A 15,675-nucleotide genomic window follows, 5' to 3' on the forward strand; every position below is an offset into this window, starting at 1 on the left:
TCTGGAACTTAATTTTTTGGGGCAAGTAATTATAAATTACTATGGTGAAACGAATAATCACAGCCCTAGCTCCAGACTTATTGAGAAGCTACGGTAGGTAAAAAAGATCTTCTTTTATCAACGTTGAGCTCAAGTTCGTGGAAAGCGTAGTGTTTCCCTGTAGCTGTCTTATTAATCTAACAATTTTGGTAGTTTCAGCTCCAGTCCAAAAAGAGACGTTTTGTCGGTGATAAATAGCAGATAAACGATCAAAGTAACTAGTCATTAGACGAAATAAGATTTTATTAACTAGATCAAATGATCAAAATATATGAATTTAACGCAAACGTTAGCACTTAGAAACACCTCGAAAATAATTTGATTTAAAAGTCACCATTGTTTACTTTTATAAAGCTTGAAATAACATATTAGATCAATTTCCCCACTACTAAATGCATGCTACCGCACTATAATTAATGATATTTATTTTCTTTTGGTAGTTGAAATATAACTAGTTTAATAGTAGAATAATAATGTAAACGGTTGCATAGATATTTTGGAATATTTTCTATGCGACATTTTTCTTCATGATAATGCAAACGTTTACGCTGTTTTCGATAACTTTGAAAAACTAGCAAAGAAAGGAGTATTTTTAGACAATTATTTGTTTATTTATGACGAAAGGGGCTTATTATGGCTAGGAAAAGAAGAAGGAATCGTATCACTGCACTAAGTATGATTTTTGTATTATTATTGAGTATGTTAACAAGCGCTTTACCTAATCCAGTTGTTTATGCTGAAGCAACTGATCAGGCGACAGAAGCAATAGAAGATAATCATATACGGATTCATTATGATTATGGTGATCTTGAGCTAGAAGATTTAGCCTTGTGGTTATGGGGTGATGTCTTAGAGGACTCAGACGATGTGGGTGATTGGCCGAATGGTGAGTATTTCACAGCAGATCAAACGACTGAATTTGGTGCTTATTTAGATATTCCTTTAGTTGAAGACGCGGCTGAAATTAGCTTGCAAGTGGTTAGTTCAAATGAAGAGACGCATGTAGATGATGTGAACATTGAATTGATCAGCCCTGAAGCTAATGAAATTTGGTTGACGCACGAAGGTGAAGTTTATTATTATGAACCAATTGAATTTGATGAACCGACACTTCGCGTTCATTACCAAAGAGATTCAGACATTTATGAGCCGTGGGGTGTTTGGTATTGGGGTGATGTAGTCGAAGCATCAGAGTCTGTTGCTGCCTGGCCTGATGGAGCAACACCATTTTCAGATGAACAAATTGGCCGTTATGGTGCTTATCTAGATATTCCACTTCAGGATGATCCCACTAACTTTAGCTTTTTATTTGTTGAAATGATTGAAGAAGAAGAAGATCGGAGTCAAACAGGTGACATGACCTTTACTGATTTTGATCAACATCAGCAAATCTTCGTTAAAGAAGGTACGGATGAGGTCTTTACCAATCCTTATTATGTGTCAACGGATGTTGTTGAAGAAGACCCAGAGGAAAAAGAAGGCGAAGAAGATATTGATATTGAAGCTGAAGTCAGTAATACGTTTCATTATGATCAGCATGCTTTATTAGATGTTGAGATTACAAACAATTCTGACTTAGACATTCGGCGAATTGAAGCGGATGTTAGCGCATTAGGTGGTTCCAACGAATTAGTGATTTCACCTGAATTAAATCGCGTCACCTTATCGGCTCGGTCAGATATTGAACCTGGTGAAAAGGTGATCCCAGTAAAGGTTGTTGACGAGAATGGTGGCGTCTATACAACCGAAACAACAGCAACTGTCACTGAGCGTGATAAATCAGAAGATGAGCGAGATTGGGATGAGGCAGTTATCTACTTTATGATGACTGATCGTTTTGCTGACGGTGATCCAACTAATAATGATCCATATGACATAGGTTATGATCAAATTGAAGATAACCCACGTGGTGCATATCAAGGTGGGGATTTTAAAGGCGTTACTGAGAACTTAGAATATTTAGATGATTTAGGTATTAATACGATCTGGATTACACCAATAGTTGAAAACATAGGTTATGATGTGAATGATAATGTATCTGAAGGGTCTTATTTTGCCTATCATGGTTATTGGGCGAAAGACTTTGAAGAATTAAATCCGCACTTAGGAACACTTGAAGAATTCCATCAATTAATTGATGCAGCAGCAGAGCGAGATATTGATATTATGGTTGATGTTGTCCTTAACCATACAGGATATGGATTGAAGCCAGATGAGGATTTAGCAGATCTACCGGCAGGTTATCCAACTGATGAAGACCGTGCTCGTTTTGCTGGCATGCTTCGTGAACAATCAGGTTCTGGGGATTTAAAATCGGAATTGTCAGGTCTACCCGATTTCATCACAGAAGAAGCGGAAGTTCGTGAACAGCTTGTTGAGTGGCAAACGGCCTGGCTTGAAAAATCAACAACAACTAATGGCAATTCAATTGCCAGTTATCGTGTTGATACGGTTAAGCATGTTGATGACGTCACTTGGCAGCATTTTAAAAATGAGCTTGTTGAAATTGATCCGAATTTTAAATTAATTGGTGAAGCATGGGAATCAAATTATACCTATACGCGCTATCATAATACTGGCACCATGGATGGTCTGCTTGATTTTGACTTTAAAGGTTATGCTAAACGTTTTGTAGATGGCAGCCTAGAGCAAGCCAATGATCAGTTGATCACACGTAATGACATGATCTCAAATAACGCAACGTTAGGGCAGTTTTTAGGTAGCCATGATGAAGATGGTTTTCTTACTCACCAAGTGAATGGTGATGAAGGTAAGCTTAAATTAGCTGCTTCATTACAAATGACGGCTAAAGGTCAACCGGTAATTTATTATGGCGAAGAGCTTGGTCAATCGGGTGCGGAAAATTGGCCAGAATATGATAATCGATATGATTTTGATTGGGATTTAGTTGAAGACAATGATATCCTTGATCATTATCAAGAACTATTAGCTTTCCGCTCTGATCATTCAGAATTGCTGTCACGTGGTGAACGATCCACCATTGCTGGTTCTGATAGTGATGAATGGTTAGTGATCGAGCGTTCATATCAGGATGAATCTGTTTATCTAGGTTTTAATGTGGCTGAAGAAGCCCAAGAAATTACATTGGAAGTCTCAGGTCAGGAAGTGGAGGTGACAGATCATTATACTGACAAAACGTATTCAGCTACTGAAAATGAAGACGGTGAATATGTTGTTACTTTATCTGTGCCTCAGTTAGCTGATGGAGGAACTGTTTTATTGTCAGTAGAAAATGGAATGATCTTACCAGGAGAAGCAGCACCAGGTGCTGGTGATGTGCCAGATGGCTTTTTTCGGCTCCACTTCACAGGGTTGGATCCTAGCGATCTTGATACTCTTGGTTTGTGGCTTTGGGGTGATGTGGTACAACCATCAGAAGAAATATCAGATTGGCCGAACGGAGCGATGAGCTTTAGTGAGGCAGTTGAAACAGATTTTGGTTACTATCTGGATTTTGAAGTCGTTCCAAATCCTGGGCAAATTCAATTCTTGATTAACAATCTTCAAGGTGATGATCTTACTGGTGACCAATCGGTTGAAGTGCTGAGCTCAGAAATGAATGAAGCTTGGATAACGTTAGAAGATGATTTTGATACAGTTAATGTTCATAGCTATCAACCACTGGCTGAGTCGGATTCCATTCGGGTCAACTATTTCCGCGAAGATGGAGATTATTCTGATTGGGGTCTATGGACTTGGGACGATGTTGCAGAAGCAACAACTGATTGGGCAGGTGTCGAACACCCATTTGAAGAAGGACAATATGGAAGTTTTTATGATCTAGCTTTAGCTGAAAACGCGAGTAAAATTGGCTTTTTAATTTATAATCCAGTAAAACAGGAACAAACAGAAGATATGTCATTTTCAGACCTAGATCAACATAATCAAATTTTTGTACGTGAAGGAGATCCAAACGTGTATACCAATCCTTACTTTGTAAGTGAAGAAGGCTTGTTACGGGCTGAATTGTTATCTGATTCATTGATTGAATTAACCTTCAGTACAGTAGCAGAGCTAACAGAAGATGATTTATTAGCAGATTTGGAAATGGTTAATGTAAATGAAGATGCCATCGAAGTATCTGTTGTGACGATTAATGAAGACAATGATACGGTAAAAGTGTCAGGTGAATTTTTGTTAGAAGATGCGCCTTATACGATTACTTATCGTGGACGTGAGGCAGTGGCACGTATTGGTTGGCGCTTGAAAGATGAATTGTATGCCTATGATGGTGAGCTAGGCTTAGATTTACGTGCAGACGGTTCAGCAGAATTGAAATTATGGTCACCGAGTGCGGATTCAGTCCGTGTCGTATTATATGATAAAGAGGATCAAGATCAAATCGTTAATGACCAGTTAGCGATGACTTTGGGTGATCGTGGTGTTTGGTCGATTGAATTAGATGAAACAAATACGGATATTAATGATCTAACAGGCTATTACTATCATTTTGCGATCGAACGCGAAGGTGAAACAGTGTTAGCACTTGATCCTTATGCTAAATCAATGGCGGCTTGGGATAGCGGTGATCCAGAGAGTCAGATTGGTAAAGCAGCCATTGTTGATCCAAGTTCGATTGGTCCGGAGCTTGATTTTGCTGAAATTGATGGTTTTGAGAAGCGCGAAGATGCAATTATTTATGAGGTGCATGTTCGTGATTTTACCTCTGATCCAGCAATAGAAGACGAGCTAGAGAATCAATTTGGAACATTTAGTGCCTTTGCTGAAAAATTGGATTATATCGAATCACTTGGGGTGACCCATGTTCAATTACTACCAGTGATGAGTTATTTCTTTGCTGATGAATTTAATAATAGTGAACGTTTGCTTGACTATTCATCGACAGATAATAATTACAACTGGGGTTATGACCCGCATAGTTATTTTTCATTAACGGGTATGTACTCTGAAAATCCTGAAGATCCAGCGAAGCGAATCGAAGAATTCAAACTGCTCATTGATGAGATTCATGACCGAGGTATGGGTGTGATCTTAGATGTTGTTTACAATCATACAGCGCGCACTTCCATTTTTGAAGATTTAGAACCGAATTATTATCACTTCATGGATGCTGATGGAACCCCACGTGAAAGCTTTGGTGGTGGGCGTCTAGGAACGACTCATGCCATGGCACGTCGAATTTTAGTGGATTCGATTACTTATTGGGTAGAGGAATATAATGTGGATGGTTTCCGATTTGATATGATGGGAGATCATGATGCAGAAACGATTCAAATTGCTTATGATGAGGCAAAAGCAATCAATCCTAACATTGTGATGATTGGTGAAGGTTGGGTGACTTATGAGGGTGATGAAAATTATCCTGATGTTCAACCCGCAGATCAACACTGGATGCAGGATACTGAAAGTGTCGGTTCATTCTCAGATGAATTCCGTAATGAATTGAAGTCAGGTTTTGGTAGTGAAGGACAGCCACGATTCTTAACAGGTGGTGCACGTAACATTCAACAAATTTATGATAACTTAACGGCAAATCCACATAACTTTAAGGCAACAAACCCTGGTGATGTCGTTCCATATATTGCAGCACACGATAATCTAACCTTACATGATGTGATTGCTCAGTCGATTCAAAAAGATCCTAAAGATCATGCTGAAGAAATCCATCAACGAATTCGGCTTGGTAATTTGATGGTCTTAACGGCACAAGGCACACCATTTATTCATGCCGGTCAAGAATTTGGACGAACCAAACAGTTCCGTCATGAAGATTATATGGGTGAGGTTGCTGAAGCGGATGCACCATATAAATCAACGTTTATGACAGATGAAAATGGTGAACCATTTGAGTATCCTTACTTCATTCATGACTCCTATGATTCAACAGATGTAATCAATAAAATTGATTGGGGCATGGCGACTGATGAAGAAGCTTATCCCATTAATACAACAACACAAAGTTATACTACAGGTTTAATTGCTTTGCGCCGTTCAACTGACGCCTTTAGTCGTGGGACAATGGAGGAGATTGATCAATTTGTCTCGTTGATCGAAGCGCCTGAAATCGGTACAGAAGATTTAATCATGGGTTATCAAGCCATTGACAGTGATGGCGATAGTTATGCGGTATTTGTTAATGCAGATACTGAAACACGTCAGTTAACCCTATCAGAAGATTTTTCTGCAGGTGATGTTTTAGTTGATGGATTAACTGCCGGTACGGAATCGATTAGTGATCCGATTGGTGTTGTCCTAACAGAAGATTCAATTGAAATGGATCCTTTAACGGCTACTGTTATTCGATTAGAAGCAGATGATGATGGTGATGCAGGTTCAGGAGATGAGCTCAAAGATCTTATTGAAAAACTTGAAGAAGACATCCGAGATCTGACTGAACGTTTAGAGAAATTAGAAGTACTAGGAAAAGATGTTGCAGATCTTAAGCAACTCCTAGCCAAACTTCAAGCTGACATTGCAGCTCTTGATGAGAATGATGAAAAGCTTGCTGAACGAATTGCTGAACTTCAAGCCCATATCGAGGCATTAGAAGCTCAAATAGCTGAGTTAGAAGATGAAACAGGTAGCGGTTCTGACGCTGATCCAGGAAATGATCCGAAAGATACGGATTCAGGAGATGACTCAACAGCTAACGGTTCAGGAGATGGTACAACAGGTGATGGGGATTCAGCTAACAAAGGAGATTCCTTACCATCAACAGCCACATCACTTTACAATTATTTGCTAATTGGCACGCTTATCTTAATTGTTGGCGCTAGTCTAGCCTTGTACAACTATAAGCGTAAAAAATCGTAAAGTTTGTAAAAGGTCATCCCACTTGACATTTGAGTGGGATGTATTTCTCTATTTTGTACAGCATTCAAATTAGTAGTGCGAAAAACTTACTTTCGATCGTGATATCCATAAATGAAAAGACATGCTCTTAGTAACTCGAGCATGCCTTTTTTATTTCCCCCATTTTATCGGGGTTTTGCGGAAAATTTGTTTTCCTTCTTAAATTTTAATTTACTGAAATGGTCTTACCAAAATAGTGTCTTCTCTGACGATTGAATCTCGTCGTACTAGAAGCTTACCTTCTTGCAGCTTTCTTTTCCCACATTATAGGGGCGAACATTATTAGCTTGTTTTTCGCTTAACAATATTCACAAGCTGTTTTACGTGTTTTTGATAAGAAAAACCCAGTATTTGGTTAAAGGTGTTTGTTTTTCTTATCTTAATACTTGGTACGCCAGCTAAGTTCTAACCTTATAACTTTAAGCTTATCTGACGTGCAAAAAATTGTTCCTTCTTTCTTGCAAGTTACGACTTACAAAAATCATCTAGCCACGTTCCTGACGAGCAGTAGTATCGCCAGTGGTTTGAAGCAAATTTTCCGCTAAGGCTTTTAGAACAAATAAGATTAGTTTTTTCTTCTAGAGGATGTTCAAAAAGACCGGTGAAAATAATACTTCGAGAGTAGGGAACCTTCGACTAACTGTTGACATGTTCTGGGGCTAGGGCTATGATTACTCGGCCCATCACCGAAATGATTTGTGTCGAACGTCGAAGTCACCACACTTTGTGGAAGCTCGTTGGCTTGTTTTTCCACTACTCATGTTTCTAAAGCATACCTTCCGTTCCTTGGAAAAGAAATGCACTTTTCCTGTGTGAAAACCATCTGATCAAAACTTCGCCGTCTCGAACTTCTCGATTCTTTCCATCCTCTTTTGATCACTTCTCTTATGTTCTTCGCCTTGTACTTATTTATTCCCGTTATTTTATAAAATAAACCTAATCATTTAATTTTTTTAAAAAATTTTTTAACTAATTTGTTCGATCAATCCGGTTTGCTGCATTTTGTACATTTGATAATAATTGCCGTTCTGATCTAGGAGTTCTTCGTGTTTTCCTTTTTCAATAATTTTTCCTTTGTTCATGACAATAATTTGATCAGCATGTTGAATGGTTGATAAGCGATGGGCGATGACAAGCATGGTTCGACCTTCAGCTAGGACACCAATCGCTTTCTGAATTAGGCCTTCTGTTTCTGTATCAATATTGGCTGTTGCCTCATCTAAGATTAAAATGGCAGGATCGAATGCTAAGGCACGAGCAAAGGAAAGAAGCTGCCTTTGTCCTGTTGAAAAGTCACTCCCGTTTTCTCCAACCGGTTGATCATATGTCATCGGTAACTTTTCAATAAATTGATCAGCTCCTACCGTTTTTAAAGCAGCGATTGCTTTTTCACGTGTGATCGCAGGATCATTTAAGGTAATGTTTGACAGGATCGTTCCAGTAAAAATAAATGGATCTTGTAGTACGATACTAATATGTTGTCTAATTTGTTGACGTGTTAATGTTCGACTATCGATTTCATCAATTTTTACTACCCCTTTTTGTTGATCATAGAACCTAAATAACAGATTCACAATTGAACTCTTACCTGAGCCAGTGTGACCGACAAAGGCAACAGTCTGCCCAGCTAGGACATCAAAGGAAACATCTTTAAGAATATAATCGTCTTTTTCATAGGCAAAGCTTACTTGATCAAAACGGACTCGCCCTTGAATACGTGCGATGGGTTTTTGATCGATTGCTTCACCAGCCTCATCCAACAATTCGAAGACACGATTAGCTGATACTCGTGCTTGCTCAAGCTGTGGGAGTTGATTAATGATCATTTCCATGGGCTCAAATAACCGTGTTAAGTAATCGGCAAAAGCATATAAAACTCCCGTTGTGATCAAACCTTGTGCTGTTAAAGCCCCATTACCAAAAAACCAAATGAAGCCAAGTAAGGCAACTCCTCTTAAAAAATTAACAAGGTTAAAAGAGGTGAAAGCTTCTAAAATAACCATTTTCCTTTGGTAACGATAATGGCGATTGTTTAATTGTTCGAACTCAGTCTGTCTTTCTTCGGTTTGTCTAAAGGCTTGAATAATTGGCATGGTTTGAATCGATTCATTGATCGAAGCGTTGATATCACTGTTTACTGAACGAATCACACGATTGTATTTGCCCGCGTATTTTTTATAAAATTTAATCCAAAGATAAAGAATGGGAATAAAAATTAAGCAAATAAAGGCGAGTCGAGTATTTAATAAAAATAAGGCGAAAAATATCCCTGCCATATAGATAAAGCCATTGAAAAATGTTTCAAGTACATTGACATATAATTCCTTAATCGCTTCAGTGTCATTCGTGATTCTTGCCAAAATTTTACCTGCTGGACGATCTACAAAATACTGCATCGGAAGTTCATGGATTTTAGCAAAAACGTCATTCCGAATACGTTGGATAATTTTATTTGCGTAGATTTGCAAAAGATAGGTTTTAAAATAGGCAAAAACAGCAGAAATTAAAATCAACCCTAGATAGACGATAAGTAAAATAAAAATCGGTTGAATTTCTGGTTGGAAAAATGAATAAAGCTGATTAACAGATAATTGACTCCCTGTAACTCTTTCCGTTTGATCGTCATAATGAGCGATTAATTGGTCATCATCTGTTAGGACAATCGTACTGTTTGTAGGAATTTGTGAATCAATCAAATAATAATCTCGATTGGTTTGAACCAAGGTATAATATTCGATGACTTGTTCATTTTCTGATAAACGATCTGACCTTTTTAAATGTTTCCCTTGAAAATCAACAGTGTCTTCTTGGTCCCTGTCGACTTCAACCCACTCTGCTTGAATACCAACGATATGATTATCAATTACAGTTTTAGCAATAAAAGGGCCCGTCAGTTCCAAAGCGACTGCAATAATCAAGCAGATGAGAGCAATGCTAATGACTTTTCCGTTTGATAAAGCATATTTAAATAATCTTCTTTCAGTTGAAGGTTTCATTGATCCACCTTCCTCTCCATTTGTTGAATATCATATTGCTCTTTATACCAACCATTTTGGTCCATTAATTGTTGATGGGTGCCATGCTCAATGATTTTACCATTATCTAAGACAATGATCTGATCAGCATGTTTAACAGCTGATAAACGATGAGCAGCAATCAACGTTGTTTTATTTGTTCGTTCTTGCTTTAAATGATGAATGATATTGGCTTCTGTTTCTCCATCAACAGCTGATAACGAATCATCAAGAATTAAAATCTCAGGATCAACGAGTAAAGCTCTTGCTAAAGATACACGCTGTTTTTGTCCACCTGAGAGGGTAACAGCACTTTCTCCAACTAATGTTTCTAATCCATTTGGCAGTGCGTCAATATCATCTTTTAATGAAGTGGATTCGAGGATTCGATTAATTTCTGAAACCGAGATATTTTCACCACCAAAGCTGAGATTTTCTTTGACTGTTTTTGAAAAAAGAATATGTTCTTGAGGAACATAACCCATCCAGCTTCTCGTTTCATCTAAACGAAATTGATTAATTGGAACGCCATTAATGGTTAGTTCACCAGTGGGTGGGGGATATTCTCTCAGGAGCTGTTTAAATAATGTTGTTTTGCCGGCACCTGTTTTTCCCACGATACCAATGGTTTCACCTCGATAGATGGTCAAATTGGTTATATCTAGTTGATTATCTTCCGTATCAGGGTAGGAAAATTGAATTTGATCGAAAACAATCACTTCTGGTCTGGAAATTTGAATGGGCTCTTTCGGATCGGACACATCTGGCTCCTGCGATAAGACTTTTTCCACACGATCCAACGAAGCATTCCCACGTTGCATAACATTTATTAATTGTCCAATCGCAAACATCGGCCAAATCAACATGCCAAGATAGACATTAAAAGTCACTAAATCCCCAATTGAGATTTGATGATTAATTACCATAAAGGTACCAAAACCTAAACCAATCGTATAAGAAAGTCCAACTAAGATTTTAATGGTTGGCTCAAATAAAGCATCCATTTCAGCAACAGCTTTATTTTTTTCGAAAACATCATCAGTGATTTTCCCAAATCGTTCTCGATCCTGTTCTTCTTGGACAAAAGCCCGAATGACACGAGCACCACGAATGGACTCTAATGTGTAATTATTCATTTCGCTAAAAGCATGTTGAGCATCGGAAAATCGTTTATGAATGGCCTTTCCATATTTGTGAACGGCAATTGCCATGATCGGCATCGGGATTAAGGAAACAAATGTCAGTTGCCAACTGATGGTAAAGCCCATCATTAAGATGATGAAACTCATTAAAACAGTTGAATCAATCAAGGTCATTACACCAAAGCCCGATGTCATCATAATTGATTTTAAATCATTTGTTGAACGTGCCATAAGATCTCCGGTGCGATTTTTACTAAAAAATCGTGGATTCATTTTTAGAAAATGGCGCATTAATTTTGTCCGCATTTTACGTTCTAGAATTAAAGCTCCACTAAAAAGTTTAATATCCCAAATAAACATGACGACATAGCTTAAAATAATTAAACCAATAAAAATGATAATGATCTGGTTTAATTTTGCCCACGTCAGCTGGTTAAATTGAATCAGATCGATCGTGATCCCGATTAACCTGGGTGGGATAAGATCGATAAAACTAACGATGATCAGTGCAGAGATCGCAATTGTATATCGCTTCCATTCTGCTTTGAAAAACCAAGCTAATTTTTGAAAAACTGAAAACATTGTATCACGCTCCATTTCAATCAATGCTTAGCTGATTGCTAAGCAGATAATACCAGTAAAAGCTTTTAAAATTACTGTTTACTCGTTAAATACTCATTAGATCTCATCCTCATTAGATAAATTTGTTTTTTGCCAAAACTTTATAAAGGTGTGGGATGATTCATTACACTAGAAAAAGCTATTTACTAGCATTTGCACCACAGCAATATGTACCTTTCTTGTGATAAGTGTCAAGTCTCTATAGTGAAAATCTCAGTTTATCTGAGCCGATTATCGACAAAATTTTAACTTTTCTGATAGTGGAAAAAATTCAAATAAAAAAGCGTATACGCCCATGCCGTATACGCTGTGAAGTACACAAAAAAAGCAAAATAGTGTACTTAATTTCCAATTTGGAAAACAACATAAAAAGGCCACGGATGTAATCGTGGCCCAGTTTTGAAATTTAATCAGAATCAACAATCTGGTAAAATAAACAGATGTCGACCTAATAAATATAAGAAAAAGGGGTCACGATATTTAATTGATTAACTATAAAGTTGAGTGTGCGTTGGCTAATTGATACGACTAACATAATCATGACCTCCTTTTAAAGTATTTTATGAATGCTTTTTCATTATATAGTCAAAAAAATCTGACGTCAATAAAAAATGGGAAAATATTTTAATTAATTAAAATAACTCAATTAAAAGCATTCTTTAAGTTTCCTGAAAGTAAGGATTGATTTTTAAGCCAAGATAAATTAATTTTATCACAGATAACCGTCCGTAAAACTCGCCCCACCGGAACCATATGCATGACCTACATCCTGTGGGCCCAACTCCCACTGATTGAAGTTTCGCTTTATGAAATTACGGTTAATGTGCCCTTCAATCTTTAACAGACTCTATCAACTTTATAAAATTATTTGGATAAAATGATATGATACAATCTATAAAGAAACTTAGTTGTGCTGTTACGAGAAACTGATATACTGAATGATAGAGTACTTAATAGAGAAAGCAGGTTATGAGATGAGAGAGGAAAAATTGTTAGTGATTGATGGCTTTAATCTATTGAGCCGAGGTTATTTTGCAACAGCATATAATAAAACAGAAGAGCAGTTGTCCCGAAATTCAGCTGGGTTGTATACAAATGGACTGCGCGTCTTTTTTCAAAAGTTGTTTAATTTAATTACCGAATATCAAACGAATCATTTGGTGGTTGCATGGGATGTTAAACGAGAGGATACCGAGCGCCGGCAAAAATATGACTTCTATAAAGCAAGTCGAAGTGAACTCGCATTCCCTTTAATTCAACAATACGAAACATTAAATCATGCCCTTGACCAACTTGGCATTAGTCAATTGACAATTCCGCCACATGAAGCCGATGATATTATCGGTTCCATAACTCAAAAATGGTCAATTGAAACAGCAAAAGATTGTTTAATCTATAGTAATGATAAGGATTTTCTACAACTCCTAAATCCACATACTTCGCAAATTATGGCACAAAAAAAGAAAGAAATTTGTTATACGATCGACCATTTTCGTGATGAGTATGGAATTGAACCGTACCAATGGATTGATGTTAAAGCACTTTTAGGTGATCCAGGTGATAACGTCCCGGGCGTGGCAGGTGTGGGCGAAAAATCAGCATTACCGTTAATCCAAATGTATCACTCCGTTGAAAATATCTATCAATTATTACCAAATCTTGATCCTAAATTTAAACGCTATATCAAGAAGTTGATCGACGGAGAAGAATCAGCTCATATCAGTAAAGAACTTGTGACGATCAATTGTGATATTGCCTTTGATCATTCCTTTAGTTTAAATGATCTTATCTATCAACCAGAGTATGAGAAGATTCGTGATATACTAGGTCAGCTCGAAGTAAAAGTCCGGCTAAACTAAAATGATTAAACTATCACTAGTCCTAAATACATCATTATAAAATCAGCACGAAAAAAGATGCTCTAGTAGAGGGGATGACATATGATTTTTCTATACTTTATAATTGGACTTTTAGCAAGTACTATTGGTGCTATAGCTGGTATCGGTGGGGGAGTATTCATCAAACCGATGCTTGATTTTCTGGGGCATTATCCAGTTGCTACTATCGGTGTTCTTTCATCAATGACTGTTTTATCTATGTCTATTGTTTCATTATGGACCAGACGCCGTGAAGTTAAGACAATGGACAGGACACAAGCGATATTGTTAGCTAGTGGAGCAGTATTAGGTGGGTTAATTGGAAAGGGAATTTTCACATCACTATTAGCTTATAGTTGGGTTGGTGCTGTACAAACGAGTTTATTAATTTTAATCTTTAGTGCGGTTCTTTTTTATGTGCAATTTAAAGAAAATTTTCCCGTTTTCCATGTTAAAGATAAACGGTTAATTCTGATTGTGGGTTTAGCCCTCGGATTATTATCTGCTTTTTTAGATATTGGTGGAGGTCCACATAATATCGCGCTATTGAGTTTATTTTTCGCTATGCACGCCAAACAAGCTGGACTGTATTCTATTTTTATTATTTGCTTTTCGCAGTTATCTTCGATGCTTTTAACGATCATAAGTGTGGACCTATTAAGTTATGATTTGGCAATGTTACCAGGCATGATCATTGGTGGTATTTTAGGTGGAGCAATCGGCTCCCATTTATCGAAATGGCTATCACTTAGCAGTGTTGAGGTTGTCTTTAAAGTAGTCATTAGTGGCTTAACGATTTTAAATATATATAATCTATATACATATTTTTGAGTTAATTTATTATCAGAAAAATCAGTCCAGTTCTTCAAAATTATTATCATCGTTCGATCGAAACGATCTTCCAAGAAGCTTTTGCTGCAGACTTTTTAGTTGATGGATTTCATGAAGTGCTATACAAAGGTCATCAGAGGCTCCCTACTATTATGATTATTCGTTTGAGGGAGCAGGACTATAGTAAAAAAAATCAACCCCTTCAGTGTGAATTGGTGGGGTTGATTTTATCATTAGTAAAATTCCATAATTTATTTATAATATGTCCATCGACGAGAATTAATCTGCTTAAAGTGTTGATTTAATACCCTATATATCCGTTGCTTAGAGTTAACAATTTGGCACCAATTATATATTGTATGCGTTGTTATTTTTTTATTTGGAAATAAAAGTTGGAATTCCTTAGCAGATCTTCTAATAGCATGATCCACCCTTTCTTCAGTAGTACAATTTGTGCAAATACATTTTTGTCCTCTGATGTTTATTGAAAATGAGCCGCAGTTGTAGCAGGTTATTCCTTTTTGCAAATCTTCATAATTATATGTGGGTAGTTGGGAAAAAGGTGAATCTACTATGTGTAAGGAAACTAATTTATCTGCAAGTTGTTTATGTTTTTTATTCAACTTGTTAGATAGGGTGTTTATAGTCTTAAGATGCTGTTTGATCTGAGTGGGATGAATTATAGGCTTGTTAAGTGGAGCTTGCAATAAAGTAAATTCATTATTTATAAAAACTAGAAACCCTTCAATCGGTAGACGGAAGCCATGAACACGAAGAATCTGATTAAGCAAGGTACTCGCTCGAGTCATTTGATGTAACGGATTGATGCATTCAATATTGGTTATGTTGAAAAATTTATCATCATCGTAATAGTAATCACCTTTCATGTTCTTTATTTCATAACAATAAATTTTATTTGCCGTGATGATAAGTGAATCAATTTGGAAAATTGTCTGATTTGCTTTTAGGAGTAAGTCATTTAAGATGAGACAATCACATTGGAGTTTTTCCGTTAACGAATCAAATAAACATTCTCCCTCATAGCCTTTTTCAAGATTTAAGTAGTGCTGCCTGATCTTTTCGGGTAGACTCATACGGAGGTTGAGAGAGGCAAGCTTTAATAGCTCGGTGGATTTACAACGAGGTTTGTAAAGCATTTTTCAAATCCTTTCTATTCATTTATTTAATTATGATTATAGTACAAACATAGGCTGGTTGAAAGTCTTTTGGTAAAAATAAATTCAACATTGACAGATAATGAATTTTCTCGATGTGAATAAGGGGAAAAATACTTTTTTAAAAAAATATCCAAAATCA

6 protein-coding genes are annotated in these 15,675 nt (G+C 36.9%); 3 read left to right on the forward strand and 3 right to left on the reverse strand.

Going from position 1 to position 15,675, the window contains the following annotated elements; all coding sequences use genetic code 11:
- The first annotated feature begins 672 nt into the window (after nucleotides 1-672).
- Nucleotides 673-6,834, forward strand: a complete 6,162-nt coding sequence (locus ACS127_RS10635) for a pullulanase (RefSeq protein ID WP_440895019.1) — start codon at nucleotides 673-675, stop codon at nucleotides 6,832-6,834.
- Nucleotides 6,835-7,838: 1,004 nt separating this feature from the next.
- On the opposite strand, the gene ACS127_RS10640 is transcribed toward ACS127_RS10635, so the two are convergent.
- Both ACS127_RS10640 and ACS127_RS10645 read right to left on the reverse strand, forming a co-directional pair.
- Nucleotides 7,839-9,869 carry an ABC transporter ATP-binding protein gene (locus tag ACS127_RS10640; RefSeq protein WP_440895020.1) on the reverse strand — a complete coding sequence of 677 codons (2,031 nt, stop codon included), beginning with the start codon at nucleotides 9,867-9,869 and terminating at the stop codon, nucleotides 7,839-7,841.
- Nucleotides 9,866-11,611 carry an ABC transporter ATP-binding protein gene (locus ACS127_RS10645; RefSeq protein ID WP_440895021.1) on the reverse strand — a complete coding sequence of 582 codons (1,746 nt, stop codon included), beginning with the start codon at nucleotides 11,609-11,611 and terminating at the stop codon, nucleotides 9,866-9,868. Before ACS127_RS10645 ends, ACS127_RS10640 begins: the two co-directional genes overlap by 4 nt.
- A gap of 1,013 nt (nucleotides 11,612-12,624) precedes the next feature.
- On the opposite strand from ACS127_RS10645, the gene ACS127_RS10650 reads away from it, so the two are divergent.
- Both ACS127_RS10650 and ACS127_RS10655 read left to right on the forward strand, forming a co-directional pair.
- The gene (locus tag ACS127_RS10650) at nucleotides 12,625-13,509 is read left to right on the forward strand and encodes a 5'-3' exonuclease (RefSeq protein WP_440895022.1); all 885 of its coding nucleotides are present in this window, start codon (nucleotides 12,625-12,627) and stop codon (nucleotides 13,507-13,509) included.
- 81 nt (nucleotides 13,510-13,590) lie between these two features.
- Entirely contained in the window at nucleotides 13,591-14,358 is a 768-nt protein-coding gene (locus ACS127_RS10655; RefSeq protein ID WP_440895023.1) for a TSUP family transporter, read from the forward strand.
- A gap of 251 nt (nucleotides 14,359-14,609) precedes the next feature.
- Here ACS127_RS10655 and ACS127_RS10660 read toward each other — a convergent pair whose 3' ends face one another.
- Nucleotides 14,610-15,515, reverse strand: a complete 906-nt coding sequence (locus tag ACS127_RS10660) for a nuclease-related domain-containing protein (RefSeq protein WP_440895024.1) — start codon at nucleotides 15,513-15,515, stop codon at nucleotides 14,610-14,612.
- Nucleotides 15,516-15,675: the final 160 nt, after the last annotated feature.

Source organism: Amphibacillus sp. Q70, assembly GCF_052055485.1.
Taxonomy (GTDB): domain Bacteria; phylum Bacillota; class Bacilli; order Bacillales; family Amphibacillaceae; genus Amphibacillus.

What these genes read in the sequence shown, in the direction of transcription:
- ACS127_RS10635 (WP_440895019.1), top strand. Translation starts at nt 673, where the DNA reads ATGGCTAGGAAAAGAAGAAGGAATCGTATCACTGCACTAAGTATGATT.
- ACS127_RS10640 (WP_440895020.1), bottom strand. Translation starts at nt 9,869, where the DNA reads ATGAAACCTTCAACTGAAAGAAGATTATTTAAATATGCTTTATCAAAC.
- ACS127_RS10645 (WP_440895021.1), bottom strand. Translation starts at nt 11,611, where the DNA reads ATGTTTTCAGTTTTTCAAAAATTAGCTTGGTTTTTCAAAGCAGAATGG.
- ACS127_RS10650 (WP_440895022.1), top strand. Translation starts at nt 12,625, where the DNA reads ATGAGAGAGGAAAAATTGTTAGTGATTGATGGCTTTAATCTATTGAGC.
- ACS127_RS10655 (WP_440895023.1), top strand. Translation starts at nt 13,591, where the DNA reads ATGATTTTTCTATACTTTATAATTGGACTTTTAGCAAGTACTATTGGT.
- ACS127_RS10660 (WP_440895024.1), bottom strand. Translation starts at nt 15,515, where the DNA reads ATGCTTTACAAACCTCGTTGTAAATCCACCGAGCTATTAAAGCTTGCC.